At 49.7% G+C, this 23474-nt stretch carries 23 protein-coding genes and 1 other RNA gene; 9 read left to right on the top strand and 15 right to left on the bottom strand.

Annotated features, from left to right (window positions below):
* Positions 1 to 244 precede the first annotated feature (244 nt).
* The 6 genes from F3H20_RS15080 to F3H20_RS15055 all read left to right on the top strand — a co-directional run bounded on the left by F3H20_RS15080 (position 245) and on the right by F3H20_RS15055 (position 5582).
* Positions 245 to 658: a c-type cytochrome gene (locus F3H20_RS15080; RefSeq protein ID WP_149735736.1), complete on the top strand. Its 414-nt coding sequence runs from the start codon at positions 245 to 247 to the stop codon at positions 656 to 658.
* Positions 659 to 680: 22 nt separating this feature from the next.
* Positions 681 to 2177, top strand: a complete 1497-nt coding sequence (locus tag F3H20_RS15075) for a cbb3-type cytochrome c oxidase subunit I (RefSeq protein ID WP_149735735.1) — start codon at positions 681 to 683, stop codon at positions 2175 to 2177.
* Positions 2178 to 2232: 55 nt separating this feature from the next.
* Positions 2233 to 2775 carry a metallophosphoesterase family protein gene (locus tag F3H20_RS15070; protein WP_223191787.1) on the top strand — a complete coding sequence of 181 codons (543 nt, stop codon included), beginning with the start codon at positions 2233 to 2235 and terminating at the stop codon, positions 2773 to 2775.
* A 32-nt stretch (positions 2776 to 2807) separates the two neighbouring features.
* Complete coding sequence (locus F3H20_RS15065; RefSeq protein ID WP_149735734.1) at positions 2808 to 3383, top strand: hypothetical protein; 576 nt, start codon at positions 2808 to 2810, stop codon at positions 3381 to 3383.
* A 147-nt stretch (positions 3384 to 3530) separates the two neighbouring features.
* Positions 3531 to 4862, top strand: a complete 1332-nt coding sequence (locus tag F3H20_RS15060; RefSeq protein ID WP_149735733.1) for an amino acid permease — start codon at positions 3531 to 3533, stop codon at positions 4860 to 4862.
* A gap of 183 nt (positions 4863 to 5045) precedes the next feature.
* Positions 5046 to 5582: a peroxiredoxin gene (locus F3H20_RS15055; protein ID WP_091744169.1), complete on the top strand. Its 537-nt coding sequence runs from the start codon at positions 5046 to 5048 to the stop codon at positions 5580 to 5582.
* A 221-nt stretch (positions 5583 to 5803) separates the two neighbouring features.
* On the opposite strand, the gene F3H20_RS15050 is transcribed toward F3H20_RS15055, so the two are convergent.
* The 4 genes from F3H20_RS15050 to F3H20_RS15035 all read right to left on the bottom strand — a co-directional run bounded on the left by F3H20_RS15050 (position 5804) and on the right by F3H20_RS15035 (position 8513).
* Positions 5804 to 6724, bottom strand: coding sequence for a carbohydrate kinase family protein (locus tag F3H20_RS15050; RefSeq protein ID WP_149735732.1), 921 nt, complete (start codon positions 6722 to 6724; stop codon positions 5804 to 5806).
* Between the two features lie 12 nt (positions 6725 to 6736).
* Entirely contained in the window at positions 6737 to 7390 is a 654-nt protein-coding gene (locus F3H20_RS15045) for a nucleoside/nucleotide kinase family protein (protein WP_149735731.1), read from the bottom strand.
* A 321-nt stretch (positions 7391 to 7711) separates the two neighbouring features.
* Entirely contained in the window at positions 7712 to 8011 is a 300-nt protein-coding gene (locus F3H20_RS15040; protein WP_091744172.1) for a zinc-ribbon domain containing protein, read from the bottom strand.
* Positions 8012 to 8240: 229 nt separating this feature from the next.
* Positions 8241 to 8513 carry a hypothetical protein gene (locus tag F3H20_RS15035; RefSeq protein ID WP_149735730.1) on the bottom strand — a complete coding sequence of 91 codons (273 nt, stop codon included), beginning with the start codon at positions 8511 to 8513 and terminating at the stop codon, positions 8241 to 8243.
* Between the two features lie 128 nt (positions 8514 to 8641).
* On the opposite strand from F3H20_RS15035, the gene F3H20_RS15030 reads away from it, so the two are divergent.
* Entirely contained in the window at positions 8642 to 9151 is a 510-nt protein-coding gene (locus tag F3H20_RS15030; protein WP_149735729.1) for a hypothetical protein, read from the top strand.
* 78 nt (positions 9152 to 9229) lie between these two features.
* Here the strand turns inward: F3H20_RS15030 and F3H20_RS15025 are convergent, their stop codons facing one another.
* From F3H20_RS15025 to F3H20_RS14995, 7 genes are all read right to left on the bottom strand, one after another.
* Positions 9230 to 9877, bottom strand: coding sequence for a class II aldolase/adducin family protein (locus tag F3H20_RS15025; protein ID WP_149735728.1), 648 nt, complete (start codon positions 9875 to 9877; stop codon positions 9230 to 9232).
* A 2-nt stretch (positions 9878 to 9879) separates the two neighbouring features.
* The gene (locus F3H20_RS15020; RefSeq protein WP_149735727.1) at positions 9880 to 10746 is read right to left on the bottom strand and encodes an L-ribulose-5-phosphate 3-epimerase; all 867 of its coding nucleotides are present in this window, start codon (positions 10744 to 10746) and stop codon (positions 9880 to 9882) included.
* Positions 10747 to 10773: 27 nt separating this feature from the next.
* Positions 10774 to 12036, bottom strand: a complete 1263-nt coding sequence (locus tag F3H20_RS15015; protein ID WP_149735726.1) for a PTS galactitol transporter subunit IIC — start codon at positions 12034 to 12036, stop codon at positions 10774 to 10776.
* A 12-nt stretch (positions 12037 to 12048) separates the two neighbouring features.
* Complete coding sequence (locus tag F3H20_RS15010) at positions 12049 to 12342, bottom strand: PTS sugar transporter subunit IIB (RefSeq protein ID WP_149735725.1); 294 nt, start codon at positions 12340 to 12342, stop codon at positions 12049 to 12051.
* Between the two features lie 32 nt (positions 12343 to 12374).
* Complete coding sequence (locus F3H20_RS15005) at positions 12375 to 12842, bottom strand: PTS sugar transporter subunit IIA (RefSeq protein WP_091744182.1); 468 nt, start codon at positions 12840 to 12842, stop codon at positions 12375 to 12377.
* Entirely contained in the window at positions 12829 to 15765 is a 2937-nt protein-coding gene (locus F3H20_RS15000) for a sigma 54-interacting transcriptional regulator (protein WP_149735724.1), read from the bottom strand. The genes F3H20_RS15005 and F3H20_RS15000 overlap by 14 nt, the downstream gene beginning before the upstream one ends.
* Positions 15766 to 16350: 585 nt before the next feature.
* Entirely contained in the window at positions 16351 to 18582 is a 2232-nt protein-coding gene (locus F3H20_RS14995; RefSeq protein WP_149735723.1) for a HelD family protein, read from the bottom strand.
* A gap of 624 nt (positions 18583 to 19206) precedes the next feature.
* On the opposite strand from F3H20_RS14995, the gene F3H20_RS14985 reads away from it, so the two are divergent.
* Complete coding sequence (locus F3H20_RS14985) at positions 19207 to 19443, top strand: DUF2164 family protein (protein ID WP_149735722.1); 237 nt, start codon at positions 19207 to 19209, stop codon at positions 19441 to 19443.
* Positions 19444 to 19594: 151 nt separating this feature from the next.
* Positions 19595 to 19963, top strand: an RNA gene (rnpB, locus tag F3H20_RS14980) — RNase P RNA component class B.
* 143 nt (positions 19964 to 20106) lie between these two features.
* On the opposite strand, the gene F3H20_RS14975 is transcribed toward rnpB, so the two are convergent.
* From F3H20_RS14975 to F3H20_RS14960, 4 genes are all read right to left on the bottom strand, one after another.
* Positions 20107 to 20514, bottom strand: a complete 408-nt coding sequence (locus F3H20_RS14975) for a DoxX family protein (protein WP_149735721.1) — start codon at positions 20512 to 20514, stop codon at positions 20107 to 20109.
* Positions 20515 to 20552: 38 nt separating this feature from the next.
* Entirely contained in the window at positions 20553 to 21188 is a 636-nt protein-coding gene (locus F3H20_RS14970; protein WP_149735720.1) for an RNA polymerase sigma factor, read from the bottom strand.
* Between the two features lie 33 nt (positions 21189 to 21221).
* Positions 21222 to 22058 carry a dioxygenase family protein gene (locus F3H20_RS14965; RefSeq protein ID WP_149735719.1) on the bottom strand — a complete coding sequence of 279 codons (837 nt, stop codon included), beginning with the start codon at positions 22056 to 22058 and terminating at the stop codon, positions 21222 to 21224.
* Between the two features lie 369 nt (positions 22059 to 22427).
* On the bottom strand, positions 22428 to 23465 hold the full coding sequence (locus F3H20_RS14960; RefSeq protein ID WP_149735718.1) for a glycerophosphodiester phosphodiesterase: 1038 nt from the start codon (positions 23463 to 23465) through the stop codon (positions 22428 to 22430).
* Between the last annotated feature and the right edge of the window lie 9 nt (positions 23466 to 23474).

Here is a 23474-nt window from a genome sequence, read left to right as displayed (position 1 = left end):
AAGTAGCGATGAAATATGTACCTTCCGCTAACATACTAACCAATCTCAATTGTGAATATAAAAAACATGTAACCTCCCAAATTATATGTTCATTTTTCTTATAATACGTGAAAATTTAAAATTGTCAACAGCAATTAATAAGGAACTGCTGTCCGGCCCATAAGGACGGCTTCGCTCCTCGAATGTATAGAAGCTGCAGCATTGTGGATACTAAGGTGACAGCTATAGGAGAGAGAAATAAATTATGGATTTTCGCCTAAAAGCATTTCTGACAACGCTTATTGTTTCTCTGGTTATATTTGCCTGGCTGATTTATGTTTCTCTAACCAATGAGCAAATGAAGCCCATACCCTTTGCGGCCCAGCAGGGCAAGCTTGTTTTTCAGCGCAAGGCCTGCATCGAATGTCACACGGTATTGGGCAATGGTGGTTATTATGGCGGCGATCTTACTAAAGTATATGAAAAGTTTGGCAGCGATACACTGAAGGAATTTCTAACCCATCCGCCACTCATTAGCGGAGCCAAACAAAAACGGCACGAACGTCTGAACGAAGCGGAAACCAATGATATGATCGCTTACTTAGAATTCCTTGCTTCCATTAATACTACAAATTGGCCGCCGCGTCCGCTCTATGAATCCAAGCCGCCAGCCAGGTAATTCAGTAAAGGAGCCAGTCGACTTGTTCCGATCTCAGCATCTAAGTTATAAATACGCCTTAATTGCATATCTGCTGTTTGGCTTGCAAGGCTTGATAGCTACCGGCGGTGCGATACAATTACTTTTTCCTGACGTGAATTCCCCTATCTCCTTTGCAGCCGGCAGGGCCTTTCATCTAAACATCAGTATCTACTGGCCGCTGCTCGGTATGATGGGAGCTATCTATTTTTTCTTTAGTCAGGAAGCAGAGCGGGAATTTTATAGTCTCAAGCTGATTACCGTTAATTTCTGGCTGCTAACAGCAACTATAGGATTAACCTTAGGCTGGCTGTTATTGGGCTTTACGGAAGGCCGGGAATATCTTGAGACCAACTGGCTCTTTAAATTATCGACTTTTGCTTCTACGTTGCTCCTGAGCTTTAATTTACTCCGTACCTATCAGGGTACTACTATGCCTAAGAGCAGGGCCACACTGATCAGTATCGTGGCCGGCAGCATTACTCTGATTATCTTTTACCTGCCTAATATTATGTCTTATTCACATCCGACTACCGATGAAATTGCTAAGTTTTTGGTCGTGCACCTTTGGGAAGAAATGTCGCTAGAGCTGCTTGGCACCGGCATTTTGGCAGCCCTGGTAATTCGTATGACCGGCGTGGAACGGCGGGCAGTGGAAACAGCTATTTACTTAGATCTTATCTTTGCCGCTTTAGCCGGAATACTGGCAACAGGTCATCATTATTACTGGATCGGTGTGCCGGCTTTTTGGCTTTGGATCGGCGGCATTTTTAGCGCGATGCAGGTTCTGCCTTCTATCATATTGTTATATACAACCCTGAAATCAACTAACCTTAAGAGTTTTGCCTGTCGCTCCGACCGTGATAAAATCGTGGCTGCCCTAATTGGCTGCAGCATGTTTTATCACATCTTCGGGGCTGCCTTTTTAGGCTTTCTTATGGCGTATCCGCCGCTCAACCGGTTTATCCACGGAACGTATATCACCTCAGCTCACTCGCACTTTGCCTTATTCGGTGTATTCGGGTTCCTGGTGTTAGCCTTGTGTTTTTATATGCTGTTTACCGAAATAAACCTTGCAAAAAAGCTATATCCCTGGTGCTGGTTTGCGCTTTTCTCACTGAATGCCGGTCTGCTGACCATGGGAACAGGGCTTTTACTGGCCGGCGGCTTACAAGTCTACTGTTGGTGGGTAATGGGTTTAAGCATTGACGAGACCAATGAATTGATCAGGCCCTATTTGTTTATCCGGGCAGCGGGCGGTGCTGTCTATTCCGCCGGCAGTCTGTTGCTGACATTTATTGTTGTCAAAAGTCTATGGCCTAAAATCAAAGTGTTGTTTCAAAGCGAGGGACATCTCGCGAACATTATCTGTGATGATCTAACCCAGCTTGACGGATTACTCGATAATTTAGTTCAAAAGGGAAAAGAAACAGAGCAGATACTGCAAAAAATTCAAACTCTTAGTCCAACCATTTTAGCCCACTCTAAGGAGAATAAGTAAATTGACTGCTCCTTGGTAATACAAGTTATTATAACAGACAGGAGGCTGGGCTAACATGAGCGGACAGCATAAGTTGTCTATGAAAATAGCCGTCTTTTCCGACACCCACGGCACAGGTCCCTCCTTTACCCTGGATTGGGCGCTGCCCTACTTAACGACAGCCGATGCCGTCCTACATGCCGGCGATTTTACCACACCGGCCACACTCGCATTTTTCCGGAAGTTTCCCGGCTTTCACGGCGTTACGGGCAATGGCGACCAGCCGGAAGTGGCCTCTGTTCTTCCCGGACAGCAAATCCTGGAGTTAGCCGCTTACCGTATCGGCCTGCTTCACGGACACGGTCCGGGTAAAACCACGCCGGAAAGGGCGTATGCCGCTTTTACCGATCGGCCGGTAGATATCATTGTCTTTGGCCACAGCCACCAGCCCGCCATATTTACTAAAAATAAAATCCTCCTGCTCAACCCCGGCTCCCCCACCAACAAACGTAAAGAAAGATGGTTTTCCTTCATCTTGCTGGAACTTTCCCCGTCCCGGGTCGCAGCCACCTTAGTGTTTAACACAGGAAAAACCGATGGCTCTGTCGAAGAATATTAGATTGAAAAATCTGCAGGAAGGAGCCAGGTAATATGCCTACTCTGCCCGATGCCCCCACTAAGCCGGTACCTCCTACTGTTACCGCTCCGGCTCCGCTAAATTCCCAAACATCTTCACCTCCGGCAGCACAGCCATCGGCTGGTACAACAACCACTGCCGGCAAAGAACAAAGCCGCTCTGCCGCGGGCAGTGAAAAACCGGCAGGTCCGGTTAAAACAAACCAGAAAACGGCTGTTCCCGATAATAACAGCACCACCCCAGCCGCTCCGGCTACAGCCGAAACCGGTGCCGCCGCTTCACTGGCTCCCGTTAGCGGCAGCGAAACAACGGCCGCCACGACCGCAGTACCTGCCAAAGCCAAGGCGGCCGACGGCCTGTTCCCCTCAACCGTCTCTTCCTGGCTGCTGGCAACCGTCCTGCTCATCGGTCTGGCGGGTTGGGGACTATCCTTCCTTAAGAAGAAAAAACCGTCTCAGCCGGTCCGTACCGTAATCGACTACTCAGGGCGCAGCAAAATTATCGCCAATGATTCGGGGGTGGATGTAACCATCGCTCCCCCGTCCTCAGATAAACCTCAGGTGAAAAGCCATTTTGAAGTCCGTATCTAATACCATACAAAGAGCAGGCGACCGTCCAGCCAACGGCCCTGCTTTTTCTTATACCTGTCAGCTGGTCGCGCCGTCACGAATAAGTACCACAAGATCGGTGAATGCTAAGAAACGATAAAAATGACTCCCTGCTATGAGGTGTATGCTTTGCAGACGTTTAATAAGACTGAATTTATTATTATGGCCCTGGGCAATATTATCGGCTCAGGTATTTTCCTGGCCAGCAGTCTGGTTATCACCGTAGCCGGCGCCTGGGCACCGCTGGCCTATTTGCTGGGCGGCCTGATCATGATGATGGAGGTAGCTTTTCTGATCGAAATGTCGATTATCGACCCGGCACCAGGCGCCTTTAAGGTGCACGCCCAGGAAATATTCGGCAACTGGTGGGGCTTCGTCGTGGGCTGGATGTTTTGGACCAGCGGCATTTTAGGCATGGCCAGCGAAGTGACGGCCTGCGCCATATTCGCCCGCCTCTGGTCGCCGTCTACGCCGCTGTGGATGTTCAGCCTGCTGTTTTCCATCCTGATCACTTTAATCAACTTAAACGACCTGAAAGGACTGAGCAAATTCGAGCTGTCCCTGGCGTCCATCAAAATTATCGCCCTTAGCCTGTTCGTACTGGTCGGCTTTGCCGCGCTTAGCTGCCTGGCGATCGGCAAAATTTCACCGGATTTCACCTTATATACAGAAGCGCTAGCCGCTCCCCGTGAGGGAATTCTCGGTCTGCTGGCATCTATGCTGCTCATTCTCTTTGCCTACACCGGCACAGGTATTATCGGCATAGCGGCCACCGAAACCGAACAGGCCGAGAAGGTGGTACCATCAGCCACCAAGATTGTCACCGTGTTTATTGTGGCTTTATACACTCTGGTCGCTTTTTTAATCACCGTTCTTCTGCCGCGTAGCAGCCTTCAGCCGGACACCAGTCCGTTTGTTTCTTTATTTGAGCTGGCCAGCATCCCCTATTCCGGCGATGTGGTCAATATCATTCTGCTTACGGCCACGCTTTCCGCATTGAACTCCCAGGTATATTCCTCATCCCGCATGCTGTTCTCCCTGGCCAAAAACAACCAGGCTCCCGCCTTTGCCGCCTACCAAAACCGTCGCGGCGTACCGGTCGCCGCTGTGGCTTTAAGCGGCTTCTTTCTTCTGGGAGCCACCTTGCTTTCCTATCTGTTACCGGAAAGGGTTTTTATTTATACGGTAAGTGCCAGTGGATTTTTAGCCCTCATCAACTGGATGAGCGTTTCTGCCACCCAATATTTTTACCGCAAAAAAATTCTGGCCACCGCACCGGAAAAAATAAAATACCAGGCTCCTTTCTTCCCTTACCTGCCCTGGTTATGCTTTGTTACCATTTTCATCGCTATCTGCTCAGCCGTACTATATCCTGATCAGATGCCCGGCCTCTACAGTGGCGGAATCATCCTGCTCATCATCGGCGCTGTGTATTTCTTCCTGCCCAAGTCCAGCCCGTAAAAAAAAGACCTGTCGAATAGCAACACAGTGCTGCATAAACCCAGATCATCGACAACAGGACTAACCACTAACGCTCAGCACAACCGCTTTAACTAGAAATAGGTTACAAAACAATTGACAAATTTTATAATAAACACTATGATCTAATTAATAATAATTATTATTTAACAAAGAGGTGATTGTATGGCTGCAAAAGTTGGCGAAAAGGCTCCCGCTTTTTCTATGGCAACTACTAAGAATCTTGAGGCACTGGATCATGTTGCCACACTGGAGGATTATCAGGGAAAATGGCTTGTATTGTTTTTTTACCCTCTTGATTTTACCTTTGTCTGCCCGACTGAAATCAGAGGATTCAATTCTAAAATCAACGAAATCCGTGAGCTGGGCGCCGATGTACTGGGTGTGAGCATTGACAGTGTCCACTCACACAGGGCCTGGATTAAAACGTCCCGCGAGCAAGGCGGACTTGGCGGCCTGAACTATCCGCTGGCTTCCGATATCACCAAACAAGTGTCAAGAGACTACGGCATTCTGATCGAAGAAGAAGGAATTGCCTTACGCGGCTTGTTTATTATTGATCCTGACGGAATTTTGCGTTATCAGGTTGTTTGTGATCTGAACGTCGGACGTAGTGTGGATGAAACCATCCGGGTGCTGCATGCACTACAGTCAGGTGGTCTCTGCCCGATTGACTGGCATCCGGGTGATAATACGCTATAGCCCGGTACATAAGAAGCGTAAAACAAACAGGCCCGAGTCTTATTGGACTCGGGCCTGTTTGTTTTACGCGACTATCATTTCTTCCTCCAGCTAGAAAAAGCCATCCGACCGGCACACCGGCGCAATGGCTGGCAAGCCGTTGCCTACGGCATAACCTGCCGGCAGGGACGGTCATTCTTCATGGCTGCGCAAGACTCTTCACACATTCCCCGTTTAAAACATTAACGATACTCCGCCAAAAAAATTCGCACCTGCTCCAGCGAAGGCAGCCCTGCCCTGCCGCCCAGTGTACGGGCATTAATCGCCGCCACGGCACTGGCAAACTCGGCCGCCTCCTTTAAAGGCATTTCGTTCAACAGCCCGAACAAAAAGGCACCGTGATAGCTGTCACCACAACCGGTCGTATCGGTCACCTCGACCATAAACGCCGGCTGATGAAATAGCTGACCGCCCCGGCGGGCAATCCAACTGCCATGAGCACCATCGGTAACCCCCACAATATCAGGGCCTTCATTGAGCAGTTTAACCACAGCGTCCACCGGTTCCGCCTCCCCGGTATAATGAAAGGCGAAATCCCTGGCGACAATACAGATATCACTCTGTTGTACCAATTCACGCATGCCGGGATGATAGCGGTTTGCGCCACCGTCAAACGAAACAAGCACACCGGAGGCTTTGGCCGACGTAATGGCTGTCCGGCAGGCCGCCAAATAACGGCCATTGATATGAAGGATTTTGGCCTCCTTAATTAGCGCCGTATAGTCTTCTTCGGCACCAACCTCCGGTGCCGAGCCGGGATGAAACAAAATAGCCCGGTTACCGGTAGCCTGGTGAACCAGGATATTGGCAACCGTCGAAGACTGCTCGGGAAACCGGGTGATGAAATCGCTATTGACCCGGTTCTTAATAAAGTCGTCAAGAATAAGCGAACCAGCCCAATCGTTTCCTACGTGATCGATCATCGCCGTTGACGCCCCCAGTTTGGCTAACGTTACCAGGGCCGTCGCCACCGGACCGCCGCCGTCCAACAGCATGTCGCCTGCTTTCTGCACTTCCCGGGTCTCGGGAAAACGTTCCACCACAGTAAACATATCCAGTGTTGACGCACCTAATCCTACAACATCTATCTTTTGTATTTCCATATCTTTAGTCACCTATTCCCTCAGCATGATCACCTTGTTGGCACGGCTGCGGCTCTTTTTTATCAGTTCCGCATTCGGTCTGTCGGTGGATTCTATCTTCCGCACCGCTTCAGCCACTGTCCGTCCCGATCGGGAATGACGCCTGATCAAGCGGCCGCGGGTAACGTTCGGCGGCGTGTCAATGAACCATACTTCATGAAGCAAGGGCGCCAGTTCGCACCAAGGCTTACTATCAAGCAGCAAATAATTTCCCTCAATAACAATGATTTTATGCCCTGGCACCACGCGAATCCCGTCAGGTACGGGATCATGCAGCCGGCGATCGTAAGAAGGGCAGCCGATGATCGCCTCCGGTTCCCCGGCCAGCCGTTTTACCAACGCCACAAACCCTTCCCCGTCAAAGGTTTCCGGTATTCCTTTCAATGGCAACAGATTCTTTCTTCGCAATATATCATTATGATAGTGAAAGCCGTCCATCGGAACAACAACCGCCATATCCCGAACTACCTGCCGGTTGATTGCTTTTGTCAGGTTAGCGGCCAGCGTGCTTTTGCCGGCGGCAGGTATGCCGGTAATCCCCAGCAAAAAGCGCTCACTTCCTCGCTTCCGGTAGGCTTCAATCACCTGAGCGGCCAATTCCGCCACAGCAGCCTTATGTACTTCCATCGTTATCCCTTCCCTTTACCCGGCGGTTACATCAACCATTACTGTATATTTCATTCCCGCTGTTCCCGCCAAACTCCTTCTTTCCCAAGGGCGTGTCTTCAAGCTATCCGAAACACTCTCTGACGGCGCTTTCTGTGTCATACTTCATTAAAATATTTTGAGACACACCCTAGCCGGCTGCCACCGGCTCCAAACAAAAACGGCTAAGATCCTGTCCGCCACTGCTGGCAGTACAGACAGGATCTTAGCCGTTTCAATCAAGGACTACTTTTGAAATGAATAATAAAAAACTCCCCTGCAAGTTGCAAGGGAGTCGTTCTCTTAGTAGCGAGAATTGTTTTGGCTGAAGCAGTCTCTGCAATAAACCGGACGGTCATTGCTCGGACGGAAAGGAACCTGAGTTTCTACACCGCAAGATGCGCAAACTGCGTCATGCATTTCGCGTTGTTGACGGCCGCCAAAGCCACCACGGTTGTTTTGTTGCTTACGGGCTGCACGGCAGCTTGGGCAACGACCCGGTTCGTTGGTGAATCCTTTTTCCGCATAGAAATCTTGTTCCGAAGCGGTGAATACGAAGTCAGAGCCACAGTCGCGGCAGGATAAAGTTTTGTCTTGAGCCATTATGTAATAGCCTCCTCAATATATTGTACCCTAATAGTTTTATGATTACTCATTGGGCATTCTCTAAGGAGAAGGACTAATGGCAGTTTCACTGAACCTATTATATGGGCTGTATTTAGTATACTTTACCTTACCAAAAAAGTAAAGCAAATTTTATACACTTTTTTATTCATGCTTAGAAATAATCTCCAGCAAGCCGGCTGTGTAGAATCGCCCCAAAAATCATATACTACAAAAGATAGGCATCAACCACTCTCGCCACATAATCATCCATTCCCGATTCAGTCAGTACCGCCAGTCCTAGTCCGTTGTGATTGCGGGGAAAACGGGCTATATAGCCTTGTGTGGCATCCCGGTCCAAACCGCGTTCCCTGAAAACGGCAATTTCCGTTTCTGCAACACCTTCATATTCGGCCAACATGGTACGCACTCTGTCTGCCACCTCGCCAGCCGGACATTCCATACGCTTGAGCCTGCCGAGTATATCGTCAATCGGCTCCACGCTCCCACCTCCCAATAAGTTATTTCTTTATTATATCCGACAGTGAAGCTTTCATACCGAATGGCTTACGTTACCTGCATTTTATCCCGGCACTCTGCCTGATTGGTCTGCCAGAAAGAAGGTGTCCTATGAACAAACAACTACCTGCCGCGTACAGCATTCAGGCTCGCGCCTTTGCCATCGCCCGTACGCCGTTCACCCACAATTTCTGGGTATTGACCGGACCGAATGGTCATATTCTTGACCAGATTCATGGTCTGGCCCATGATCCTGTAACTCAGCGGACCAAAGCGGTCGGCAATTCCTCCTGTCTGCTGCAGGTGCTGCATGATCCCGCCATAACCTGGTCCCAGCAACCGGGGCAGGCCAAAGTTCCCTGTCACACCGGTGATCAGGTCAAGGTTACCCGGCTCTGGCAAGCGGCGCTGCATGCCATTCCGGCCATTAACGACCTAAAGCTGCGTTACCCGGACTGGTGGCAGCACTTTTACAAGCCAAACTGCAATTCCGTCTTTAACACGCTCGGTCAAATCATGAACATTCCTTCGCCCCCCAGTCTTCTGCCCACCTGGGCGCCAGGCATTCATTTGGTCATTTCTCAGGAAATTATTGATCAGTTCCGGTATCAACTACTGTAATTCCCAAAAAAACATCCCGCACCGGCAGTAATAAACAGCCGGCGCGGGACGTACTTTCCGTATTAATAAGCCTCTTGCCTATTTCTGCCCGTACAAATAGGTGAAGACATCACGGGCCTTTTGTATTTCTGCCGCTTCCAGCAGCACCGGATTGCCAATATGTTTGGCAAAGAGGTAAGACTTCGCATTATCCTCCAGCATCACTGCAGCGGTTAAAGCGTGCCGTACCGAGGTCCCTACCGTAATAACACCATGGTTTGCCAGCAGACAGCCGCTTTTGTCGCCGAGAGCTTCCACCACATGCGGGCCGATCAGGCCGGAGGCCACCGGCGCGTACCGGGCCACCGGCACGGCGCCGCCCACCTCATTGGCCAAAGTAGTCGTCGCGCAGGGAATTTCCTGCTGCAGCATGGCAAACGAACAGGCATAGGTGGAATGGGTATGGATGATGCTGAAAACATCCTGCCGTTTTCCGTAAATATATAGATGATCCGGGGTATCAACCGACGGCTTCCACTTTCCTTCAATAACCTTGCCACTTCCGTCAATAATAACGATATCCTCCGGCGACAAGGTTTCGTAAGACATACCGCTTGGCGTAATGGCGATATAACCGGTCTCCTCGTCCCGCCCGCTTACATTACCCCCGGTTAAAGTAACCAGCCCGTATTTTAATAAATCCAGTGAAGCAGCCAACACCTCTTTGCGCAACTGTTCCAATAACATGCTTAGTTCCTCCTCTCAGCAACTGTATAGCCGGCCTGTTTCAGCCTGGCCTGAACCCATTCTCTGGCCCGGATAATTTTTCCCTTACTGTCCGCTGCATGATCAGACCACATTTCGATCACGAAAGGTCCCTGATAATTCATATCATGCAAAGCTTTAAAAGCTTGTGAAAAATCCACCGTCCCTTGGCCAAAGTCGATACGGCGAAAAACCTGTTCTACCGTATCTTTAACATGAATACCTACGATATGGCTGGCCCCTTGCTTTAGCTCTTCCCTGACATTAAATTTCCAGGCGGTAAGATTGCCGATATCGGGATATACCTGCAGCATCGGTGACTGATAGCGCTCCACATACTGCATGATTTTCGTCACCGAATTCAAAAAAGGATGGTCCATATTTTCGATGGCTAGCGTGACATTGGCTTTCCCGGCCCAGGTCAGCGCCTGATTCATGCTGTCCTCATATAACTGTCTGGTTTTTTCATTACCCGCTTCATAGTACACATCATAGCCGGCTAATTGAATGACCCGGATACCGGTATCCACGGAAAGCTGAATCGCTCTTGCCAGCAGGTCCAGTCCTTTTTGCCGTACGGCTGCCGAATCACTGCCCAGCGGATACTTGCGGTGCGCGCTTAGGCACATACTTAAAACCGGTGTTTCTGTTGCAATACTGGCATCCGAAAATGCCTTTTTTTGTTGCCGGCCCCAATACAGACGTTCTATACGTTCTTCACTTTCATCCACCGATAATTCCAGAAAGTCATAGCCGCACTCAGCTATCAGCCCAAACGTCGCATACCAATCAGGCAGCCCGGGCAATGCCTTTTCATAGATTCCCAAAGGAGTGCTTTTCACTATATTCATCGATTACCTCCTGCCAACAGGGTGTGTTTAGCCGAACAGACTGAATAGCTTCCAAATAACCAGTGTAATCGGATTGGTGGAACCGACAAAGCTGGATAAGGTGGACGTCCCCGCCGGCATCTGGAAGCCTGACGAAATGGCCATCACCGTATGGGTTTCGGCGTTAAGCGTCCCGCTGTATAAAGCAAATACCGTCAAGACCGAACCAATCAATACATTTCTGAATACATTGCCGCGGGTAAAGATATTGACCATGCAAATCATAAAGGGAATAGTCGCCAAGTCACCAAAGGGCAGCACCTTGTTGCCCGGCAGGATAATAGCAAGACCAATCGCGATGGGCACCAACAGCAGCGAAGAGGCGATAACAGCCGGATCACCGACGGCAATGGCCGAATCCATCCCGATGGTAAATTCCCGGTCCGAATATTTCCGGGAGAAAAATTCCTTGGCCGCATCGGAAACGGGCAACAGTCCTTCCATCAGGATGCCCACCATCCGGGGCAGCACCATCATGACGGCTGACATAACGATAGCCAAATGGGCGATTTTGGCAAAATCGTAGCCTGCCAATACGCCGATACCCGCCCCGAGAAAAATCCCGATGACGATCGGTTCACCTAAGACACCGAATTTCGTGGAAATAGTTCCGGGATCGGCTTTAATATCTTTAACTCCGGGAATCATGTCAATAAGCTTATTAATCGGCCAGCCGATAATCGCAAACCCGTTAGACAGGATATGGGGAATAGACACGCCTTCGTATCCGTAATACTTCTGGAAATAACGGGCGGTAAAATCGCCGCTTTTCAAGCCGACGATTAATGCCGCTCCCGCTGCGGCATAACCTAAGATCAGGTTATTGGTGCTGCCATACACCATAGCCCCGACAAAGGTAAAGTGCCAATAGTTAAAAATATCCACATCGACGACGTTGGTCATTTTGGTGACAAGCATGATGGCGTTAATCGTTATACCCAAAGGGATAATAAAGGCCCCGATCTTAGAGGCAAAGGCAATACTGGCGGTTGCCGGCCAACCGGCGTCGAGGACGGTCAGGTTCACCCCAAACCGTTTGACCATGGCTTCGGCTGCCGGCCCCAGATTATCCATAAAAATGCCAAGGATCGCGTTGATCGCAATAAAACCAATTCCGATGGTGATGCCGCTGCGAATGGCCCGCCCCGGTTTCTGCCCCAGAACAATCGCAAAAATACTGATTAATATAGGTAAGAAGACCGCCGCGCCCAGACTGAGAAAAAACTCAAAAACAGTTGCAATCGCGTCCATTTTCATCTCTCCTTATGCTTTTATCGCCTGATAAATCTCCTCTAACCGTTTATCTACACCGATTCCCGTTAAAAAGGGCTTACCGTCAAATACCGGTATACCGTTGCCCAGCTCGGGAACCGCCGTAATCGAGACAATGACATCGGGCTTCATCATATCCGCCAGCGAAGGGATTTCAGCCGCTTTGCAAATCCGCCACTCCACCTTAATCTCTCTGTCATGGCAATAATCCTCTACTTTCTTAGCCACAATCGTCGATGAAGCCACGCCACAACCGCAGGCCACCAAAGCTTTTCTTTTCAACATGTTCCTTCCTCCTTCCAAATGTCAACGGACTACTAATGGTTAATATAATAATTTAGCTTTTGATACAGCTCACCGGTTTTTGTCTCCAGCAGGTCCAGCATAATATTTTTATTCTGAAACAAAATGGACAGCTTGTTCAGCATTTCAATATGCTTATTGGGATCGTCAATGGCAAGCATGAAGATAAAACTGACCGGCACCTCTTCGCCGCCACCTGACCCCATGACCTGAAATATCACGGGCTGGGCCAGAATGCAAACCGCAATCACCGGCTTATGTACATGGATGGTATCCGAGTGAGGGATTGCCACACCAAAGGCTTCGGTCTGTAAGCCGGTGGGAAATGTTTTTTCCCGGTCGATGACCGCCTGGATATAGGTTTCTTTCACATACTGTAATTCGTACATTCTTGTGGCAATATACCGCAAGATTTCATTCTTATCGTTTATTCCATCCTCCCGGAAAACAAGTTCCCGGTCAAATGTGTTACGTACAGGCATGTACGATAGCCTCCTTTATCGCCTTGGCGGTGTCCAGCCGGGCAATTTTTTTAAAATCCTCTTTTATGACACACCCCAGAATGGAGCTTAGTGCAGTAAAGCAATGTTTATCCACGGCAAGCATAACGACTATGTTTACCTGCTTGTTTACCCACTGGATCGGTTCTGCCAGTGTCGCAATGGAAATAGCTGACCGGAGGACATGAGTCTCATCAGCGTGAGGAATCGCCACACCACCATCCAGTTCGGTGGGAAATACCGTTTCCCGCTGAAAGACATCGGTCAAATACTCCGCTTCCACCGCTTTACTTTTGATCAGATGCTTGGCTAAAAAGGTAATAACCTCTTGTTTATTGGTGTACGGCAGTTTGATGTGTATATTCTCTTCGGCCAGCAGCTCGCCCACCGCCGAGCCCGCGGTCAGTTCCCCCGGCCCTCGGTACTTGTGAGAGCTAATAAATTCTTTGAAGGTTTTTAGGCCGGCTGCCGCTACGATTTCCCGGGCATTAAAAAAGGGGATTCCCTTACTATGCGGATTGATCGTACCAACAATGGCAATGATCTTTCTTCTTTGCTTAATCCGGTCGATTTCCAGATCAATCCTGGGAAATTCAACAATGCCTCTCGTTTCAATGGTAAAATCCGTCCCGCTTTCCGGCAGCGCCTCTGTTAACCGGTCTTTTATCAGTCTGGCTGTGCCGCTGCCGGTAACACAAATCGCCAAAATCACCGGCTTGCTGTCGCTCAATTCTCCGGCAAGGACTTCCGGTTCCAGATTGCAAGGCAGTTCATTGCGAATAGAAGACAAAACATCATCCAGCCCCAAGTCCGGCAGATTCGTTCGCCGTGCTACCTCAATGGCCAGTACGGTATCCAATCTTGTCAGCGTTCTTGTCTCAATCCCGGTCTCTTTGGTGATGAACTCGCCAAAATAGGCCAGTGATCCCATATCAGCAAGCAGAATAACACCCTTTCCTTCATCCATTTCTTTTACCAGCCGAATGGCTTCATTCAAAGTTTCCTGCGGAGTTTTCTCCAGGGACATATCCAAAGCTCGAACATGTTTCATAACTCCCAGCAGCTTACTCACAACTTCCGCCACCGCACTGGCTACCCGGCCATGAGCCAGCAGCAAAACACCGACTTTCGGCAGCGCATACAGTTCGTTGCGATATCCCGAATTCAGATAAATAGCCATAAAGCCCAGTTCTTCCTCCGGCAGGATGATACCATAGGTTTGCTCCAGATACCGAGCAATGTCCCGGGCTACCGCCAATTCCCGGGAATAGTTCCGGGCAATTTCAGCCAAATTATTATTCTGGATTTTCTTGCCTTCTTTCAGCCTGCTAATAGTTGCTTTCAGGTGGATAGCCAGACTGAACAGCAAATTTCCGTCCAGAACGCCCATTTTTTCCGAGGCAATCGCGATGATTTCTTCCGTCAAAGAAACAATTTGCTTGCCTACAACCGAGGTCAGCTCTCTAACGTCCAAATCACCACTGTCCGTTTTCATATTCTTGATATATTGCTGAATCTTCTTTTCCACTTCGCCGCCAACAATCCGGTTTATGGTTTCCACAGCCAGCCCTTCCGCCAGCAGAGCCAAATAACGTTCCTCCATATACCGGTAAATGCCCTCGGGAAAATGATACAAACTGTCATTGGGCCGCAACTGGTTAATATTTGAATCAGGCGAAATTTCAACGTCACCCTTGACATAGGTGTCGACTTTGCTGCGATAGTTGCGAATATCAATGAGACCTTGCATGACATATTCGGGAACCTCGGAAATACCGATCCAGACCGATTCCCGGCTCATCTTCAGCCGGTTTAGAAGCCCTCTGGCACAGGCTACCTGTATATCGCTGCGCAGTTGTCCCAGATTGCCATGACATTTATACAACATCAGCGCCTTATAGACATCGGCATTAACCAGAATAGGAGCGCCAATCCGTCGTGCCTCACTGACGAAAAAATTATTAATAATGTGATACCGCTCGCCCAGCGGGCGCGAGCTAAGATCGGGTATTCCAATCACCATGGGGATTCTTCGCTTAAACGTAGTCAACAAATAGGAGTCCAGTGGCTCCGAGGTGGCACTGATCAGCATCACCCGGATGGGCAGCGATAATTTGGTTTCCCCCAGACGCCGTACCTTGCCTTTATCGATAAGCTGAAACAAAATTTCCTGCCCTTCGTGTGGCAGCCGGTGAATTTCATCAATGAAGAGTACGCCGCCATTGGCCTTTTCCACCAAACCGGCTTTATCCGTGTCGGCACCGGTAAAAGCACCTTTGACGTGGCCGAACAACTGGGACAGTAACAACTGCTGGTTTTCCGCATAATCGGCCGCGTTAAAAACAATAAAGGGAGAGTCTTTCATAAAGGTTCCTGATGCCACAGCAAACTCGTACATGCATTCCGCAAGCTCGCTTTTCCCCACGCCGGTTGGCCCGGTGATGATGGTATGCAGACCATGGGGCGGATATAAAACAGCGGCCTTAGCCAGTTGAACCAGTGATTTTAGACTGCGGTTATACCCCACCAGCTTGGCGAAAGCATCTTCTTCCGGCGCTTCCGTCTGTACTGACGGGATATTTGCAGGGCTGTTCATGACCGGCTGGTCCTGCAGCCTTACCTCCTCGGCATATTTGCTTACAGTGCAGCGTGCCACAGCATACCCTGCCTGATTTACCAGTCTCGTTAAATCCACCATGCCGATGTCCGGCTCTTGTTTTAAAAACGTTTCAATCTGTTTTAATAACCCGGCCTTCCTCCTTTCCCGGGAATCTAAAATTCCCAGCTGATTTCTGATAATGGTAACTTCTTCCCGGCGAATGCCCAATTGGGCGGCAAGCTCCGTATCAGTCAGCGGATTCTTGCTATCCTCGCTTTGTACTAGCCTTCGTAGCTTTTCTTTCATTCCGTCTCCCCTCACTTTTATATAAAGCAATTTTCATACCAACATCTGATCTTTTTGTTAAACCGCCCTCTAGGGAACCACTGATTAATTCACACTGCACATCCTGGCGGATCTTTTTCCGTCTGGCTGCGTCAGCAAAACCTTGAAATAGGGACCGCTATTCCTGCGGTTTTACTTCCTTACCAGCCGAAAAAATCTCTCGCCAGGCCGGCAGGCTCATTTAATCAACGGTTCCCTAAATCCAAGAATATTCGGAAATATTTCTTTCCTCTAAAAACAAAAAAATCATTTTCAAACAGGTCTCCTCATAATGTGGTTATAAAAAAGCAACAAAAAAATCACAAAAGCCTTCCATTAAGCAACATAACATAAACTATTTCACATTCCTATTCAATCTCCTATAGCTAATCAACCAATAAAAAAAGAACTGAATTTTAAAAACCAGTTCTTTTCGTGACTTATTTAGCTCTCTGCAGCCCATATCCCATTATGCGGCTGTATCTTCCGTTTTTTTGCAGTTCCTTGAAACACATAACTGTAATATTACACCAGCCACAGCGCTATATGCTCCGTATCGCTCTCTGCTCACGCATCCCCTTGCGGCCGCCAGTCTTTGAGGAGCGGCGTCAGGTTTCCCTGATACAGAATATGCAGGTTATGCATCGCCCGGGACAAGGCCACATAGAGCAGGCGCCGCGTCAACGGTTCCGGTGGATATTCGGTGGCCGAGGCGTTCCAGACCACTACGGCGTCAAATTCCAGCCCTTTGGCCAACGCCACGGGAACTATCGAAATGCCACCCCGGTACAGGGTTTCCTCTCCAGCCAGCAGATAGACCGGCAGCGCAAGGTCGGCTTCGGTCGCGGCGGCTGACAACGGCTCAAAAAGCGCGATGGCTTCAGCCTCCCGTTTGGTAATAACGGCCACTGAAGCAGCACCGCCGGCAATAAATTCTTTGATGCTGTCAAAACAGTGCTGCAAGCCATCGCTGACAGACATCATTTTTTTCAATACTGGCCTGCGGCCGGTCTCATAGACCGGAATGGCCGGGGAATGACCGGCAGGCACCACACAGTTAAACACATCAATAATTTCCTTAGCCGAACGGTAACTGTGCAGAATCTCCCGGTACACCGTCCGGTCACCGGCAAAGACCCCCTTGGTCAACACATTCCAACTGCTGATGCTCCGGTACGAATGAATCCCCTGGGACACATCCCCCATAATAGTAAACGAGCCGTTGCTGGACAATCGTTTTAACATGTCAAATTCCACGGCATTCAAATCCTGCGCCTCATCGACAACAATATGATCGTAGCGGATCGCCCGGGGCCACCCGTCCAGCAAAAAGGCCAGATAGGCCAGCAACGCCAAATCCTCCCGCTCTACCAGACCGGCGGACAGTACATCCTGCGAATGACTGCGAATAGCGTCCAGATCATACCGCATATCTTTCAGCGGCTTGAACATCATTTTGCTGGCATACAGTTCACGATAGGCTTCCAGCAATTCCAGCGGCTGCCAACGTTTAAAATAGCTGCCCAAAAATTTATCTCTTTCCCGGACACATCGCTTAACCGTTTCGTCAGCTACCGTCCCCTGCTTCTGCCTGGCCTCCAACACCTCCACATAATTGTTCACCCGGAAGGTAATATGCCGGATCAGCGAACGCAGGCGCTCATTATACGGCGTTTTGCCGTCCTCCATGAAGGTATCCAACTGCTCCTGAGCGGTAACGGTCAAACCGCCGTCAAACAAATGAATATCTGCCAGCTTAACACAAAATCGCTGCAGTTTATGCTCCACATAAGCCTGCAACACTTTTAAAAAATCCAGGGAGCCCTTGAGTTGTGCAGTATCGGCCAGCAGTCGGCTGTTTTTTTTGTCCCGGCCGGCCAGTATATGTTCCAGCCGGTCGTTAGCGGTAACGGTAAAGACCCGGCCGGTAAGGGCGGTAACCAGATCATCCCAGACCAGTTGTTTTACATCGGCCGCATCAATGTCCGGCAGCAAATCCGATATATAGTCCAAAAAAATCCGGTTAGGTGCAATGACAATCAGCCGTTCAGGCTTCAGCCTTTCATTGTATAGCAAGTAGGATAAGCGGTGCAGCCCGATGGTGCTTTTGCCCGAGCCGGCCACCCCCTGAATGATGGTAACCTGCTGCAGCGGCTGCCGGATAATCTGATTCTGTTCGGCCTGAATAGAGGTGATAATGTCTTTCAATTTATCCGCCGCACCGGCTTTCAGCCGCTCCGTTAACAGAGGATCGCCAAGCATTGCCTGCTGCTGGCGCGTCAAGATCTGTTCCATGACATAATTATCCACCATGCTTTTCAGTTCGCCGTCCTCAATTTTGTACTGCCGTTTCACCCGGACATCACCTTCATAATGATAGCGACCCAGCACTTCATAACTGGCCCGGCCGCCATAGCATTCATAAAAAATGGTGGAAACCGGATCGCGCCAGTCAAAAACCAGTATATCCTCGTCCTGTTCAATATGCAGGCGGGCCACTTTGGTACGCCCAATATAGTAGCTGCGAAAATCCGGTGTTCCGTCCTCCCGGAAATCCACCCGGCCAAAGTAAGGACTGGGCAACGCGGCTTCCAGGTCATGAATCCGGTACGAGTGATCACTGCGCAGCATCGTGTGCACATAGGCGCTGATCTCATCCTTCAGCGACAATGACTTCTGAGCCCGCTGCAGCCGTTCATCAATGTCCGTATTCAGTTCCTCAACAATCTGCTTCATATCGGCTATCGTTTTCGCCAAATGCTGGCGTTCCAGATCAAATTCGGAATGTTGTTGCGTCATACTGTCCCCCCACCTGTCATCCTACTAATAACTATATATTATACCAGAATAAACCGGCAAATAGAAAAGGAGTGCCTTTGGCACTCCCGGCATGTTTATGAAAGTAAAGAGCCCGTAATGATCTTCGCGCCGGCCTGCACTGATCATTTCACACCTATACGCAATCTTTCGACTACCCACAGGCATTACACAACCAATACAGACCTTTGCCCGACCACTGCAGATAGCTACCGAACCTACTGCAATCTCCCGACTGCAATAGACCCCTTGGTATTCACAACCCACAATGATCTTGACTCGACCGCCGCCACTCCCTGGGGACCACATGACAACAGTTGGGCTGCCATACAGCCTTTAAGGAATACCAACGATCTGCCCGCCGGCTGCTGCCGAACCTTCCGACCCGACAACAACCTTTGGCCGGCGAATACCGAACACTCTCATATCCGGCACCCACCTTGGCTCGACCATTACGAACCCTTTACACTGCTATTATCTGCAATACACCGCTATACATACCAGGAAGTTTATTCCAGCAAATAAAAAATTCTCGTTTAAAATTACGTCTGCTTCTAAAGCTGTTTCCAAGACTGATACGCTACCCTATATAAGGGAGGGTACAGGATGGAACTATGCAAGCTTGACGTATTAAAACAGGAGGAACTTATCAAAAAAATACAGGCTTTCTTTAAAGAAGAACGGCAGGAAACCCTGGATGAAGCGCAGGCATTCCGCTTTCTCAGCTTCATGCTTCAGGAAACCGGCCATTACCTATATGATCAGGCACTGGAAGAAAGCCGCTTCTTCTTGGCGCAAAAACTGGAGAATATATTGGGCGTAAAAAGAGATCCCGTCCATTAACGCGACTTGCCGTAATGGTTTCCTAAACATACCATTGCATTCCGGTTGATTATCGATTATAATAACAACTCCAACACCCGTTTAAAAGTGTACGCGGAAACGCTGCAACAATGCAGCCTGTAAAGCGCGAACCAGGCGGCCAGAATGTGCTGGCGCCGGCTCATCGCGCAAAGGCAGGAGGCTTTGCAGAGGAAAGTCCGGACAGGCACGGGCTGCGATGCCCGTAGTGATTGCGCGTGACCTAATAAGTCACGGAAGGAGACATACCCTCCTTACGGCGGTGAAATCCACTCGGCTGTTTACAGCTGGGAGTGGAAACTAACCTGAAAGTGCCACAGAAACGATTCGTTCCGGCGACGGAACGGTGCAAGGGTAAACCCCGCAAGCCTGCAACTCAAATTATGGTAGAGGAACCCTAAGACGGGAATGCGAACTGAATTAGGGCGCAGCCGAAGGCTGCGAGATAAATGTTGTCCGAGGGAGCCGCAAGGTTTTCCTGAACAAAATCCGGCTTACAGTAGCTTTTAAATGCAAACAGGTATACAACCAAACGATGCCCGGTGTACATCGTAATTACTTAACATCATAAGAAAACGCACTAAAAAAACCGCTACCGGTCTTACGACAGGGCAGCGGTTTTAGCATTCTTAGTACAGTTAGTTTTTAAAACTGTTTCTGTTCCGGTTGTTTTTTAGTTTGGAGAGCCGCCCCCAGCGAGAAGATGCGGCTGCCGGAAAGTCCAACAGCCACGGCCGCGCTTAGCAGCATCAGTTCATACTCATAGCCGTTAAGCAAGCCCTTATCCAGCTTGGTAGTAAAAATGGCGCCCAGCATCACCAGGCTGATAGCAATGGCAGCGATGCGCGGGAAGAAGCTGGTCAGCAGCATAGCGCCGCCGATGGTTTCCGTGGCCGCCACCGCATAAGCGGCAAAGGGCGGCATACCGAGTGATACAAAGAACTGGATAACTCCGTCCAGCTGGCTGATTTTTTGCAAGCCATGGGCTAAAAAGATGACGCCCAGCGTTACGCGGAGCACCAGCAAACTATATTCGTACTGACGATTAGTCATGATACATCTCTCCTTTATATTCATACTTTCATTGTTTATTACATGAGTTTTCCGGTATGACCTACCGTAAACACCCCGATACCTTCCATTCCTTTGACGACAAAACCCTTGCTGATGATCCGCCGCAGCGCCGCCCGGCCGCGCTGCAGCCGCGCTTTGATCGCATTGGGGTTGCTATCCAGCACGGCAGCGATCTCCGCCAGCGACAGCCCCTCCAAATCATGCAGCACGACAGGCACGCGCTGACTGTCAGGCAATTTCAAAACCGCCTGCTGAATCAAAAACTGACTGTATTTTGTCTCGCACATGGTGTCAGGGTCCTCATTGGGGCGCGCCACAGGCAATACCGCTTGCTGCAGGCTTTCCGTCCATTCCAGTTGCCCGCCGGGCTTAGGCATTTTTCTGCGGAAATTCAGGCAGACATTAGAGCTTAGTCGGTATACCCAGGTATATAACCCGGACTGCCCATTAAAGTTTTTCAGCGAACGGTGAAGCTGCAAAAGTATTTCCTGCAACGCATCCATCGCGTCATCGTGATTGCCCAGCAGACGGTAAGCCAATGAATATAGCCGCGCCTGATACTGCTTGATGAACAGTTTAAAGGCCTGTTCCTCCTGTCCCGACTGATATAATTCTAAAATATCCCGGTCAACCGCATTATCCTGTTCGGCCATATACATAGCCCCCCTTTTTTTCTGTGGTTTCTTTTAATGAATGCCGCTGCTAGCGGGAGACGCAGCCAGCCACTCCTCTTCGGTTTCAGCATAAGCGGCTTCGGCAAACTCAATCACGCCCAGGCCGACACCGGGCAGGTTCTCATAGGCCGCTACCCGGCCCCGGCTCTGCGACCCCATGGCTCCCAGCAGCATATACAAATCCCGGAAGGCACCTTCCGGCTTGGCCGCCGCAACCAACCTACTGTCCATATTTAACAAATCCATACCATTTCCTGCTGCCAGCAATTTCATGACCTGACGGTCAAACGCTTTATATTCGTCGCGGCGACGGCCGGTCATAAAGGCCATCAGATCATGCGACAGCGAGCCGGATACTAACAGCAAGGTCTTGCCACCCCACTGCCGCAGGGTATGGCCAAGAATCCGGCCCCATCGAAAAGCCGACAAGGCCGAGCCGGCCACCGAAACGGGAATGACGGGGATATTTTTTTCCGGAAACATAAAATGCAGCGGAATGGTAATGGCATGATCAACACCGTGCTGCGCGGCAGCCGGATAGACTAGATTTTTTTCACCGGCCGCTAACAACTGTCGCGCCAGTTCCGGCTTACCGGCCACATCATATTCGATTTCCCGGCGGAAGCCATAGTAATCAGTTACCGTCCGGTGAAAGTCCGCATCGTCCACCAGAAAACTTTCGGTCTGCCAATGGGTGCTGACGGCCACTACCGCTTCAATTCCCCAGTCCAGCAGTTCTTTGCCGATTTCCTGCAGCTTTATATTTACGGCCGATGCTTTCCGGTCCATTTCATCCTCCAGCATGGTCGGTGCATGCGGTGCAATAAGCCCGCGAATGGTATCTTTCATATTGATCACCCTTTCTTTATACAGTTAGTCACCAAAACCGGCAAAAGGATACGGCTGTCACAAAATAATTTTGTTTATTTAAACAGCCCGTATGTAGACAAATAGCTTATCGTCCCTTTGTCATTGCCACAAAGGGACCCAAAAGGCTAGGCCTATCCTCCAAAATACTTGAAAAATTGCCGGCTTACTAAAATCCATAAACTCGCTTCGCTCAAACAAATACCCAAAGGGCACAGGTGGATTTCCTAACGTGAGCCGGCAATTTTTCATCCTGCGGAACGTATTTCTCCGGAAAAGGCCGAACAGAGAACAAAACAAGGCTGTTACACTTTTAGTGCAACAGCCTCCTTGAGAAACCGGCAACCGGTATTATTCAACAGAGTCACCGCCGGCAATGCCTGTACCGGTATGGTAAGGGTTGGCGGTATTGACGGTTGGCCTGGCGACGGGAATACCCCGTTTAATCAGCAATTCCCGCAAAATCCAGGGTTTATCGGTAATCAGTCCGTCAACTCCCATGTCAATCAGCATGTTCATTTTGGCCGGACTGTTCACTGTCCAGGGAACAACTTTCATACTTAAGTCATGAGCCTCGGTCACCAATTCATTAGAAAGCTCTTCCCAATAGGGCGATACCACGTCGGCGCCAATGGCTTTGGCCGCCTGGATGTAATCTCCTTTGAAATCGTCAATGGCCAAACCGGCCATCCAGGGCGAAGCGTCCTTTTCATAAGGCCGGCGGCACTGGCTGTCGCGGCCCCAGGCAGGCTGTTCACAGGTCAGGGCGACCCGCGTAATCTGCGGGTCCAGTTTTTTCATTTCTTGCAGCGTCCGCCAGTCAAAGGACTGCAGCATAACCCGGCTCTCCATATGATATTTTTTTACCACTTCATAAAACTTTTCCACAAAAACGGCCGGGTCAGGATTGTTTTTCGCCGCCGGCAAAGCAGGATCAGGGTAGGATTTTGTTTCGATATTGAACAGGATATGAGTATTTCCGTAAGCGCAGACCAGTTCAAATACTTCTGCCAGCTTCGGTATGGTTGTACCGGAAACGGAAATTTGCGTTTTTCCGTAATTTTCATAGTAAGCACCGGCCCGAGGATTCATTGTTCCCACATCGAACTGCTTGATTTCATCGATTGTCATGCTACGCAAGTCATACCGGCCGGAAGGGACATACCGGCCGTCCGGACCTTGGGCCAGATTGCCGTTCATAAACGGATCGTGGCTGATGACGATATGACCGTCCCCGGTCAACTGCATGTCCAGTTCCAGAGTTGTCACACCCAGTTCCAGGGCATAAGCAAACGCAATCAGCGTATTTTCCGGCCGGGCAGCCCGGCCGCCCCGGTGTGCCTCCAAATCGAATAGGGACGGTAAAGCCTTAGCTTCCATCGCATCCATACCAAATAG

The organism is Propionispora hippei DSM 15287, from assembly GCF_900141835.1.
Lineage (GTDB): Bacteria > Bacillota > Negativicutes > Propionisporales > Propionisporaceae > Propionispora > Propionispora hippei.
Note: the sequence above shows the minus strand (reverse complement) of the source record. Positions and strands in the feature narration are given on the sequence as shown.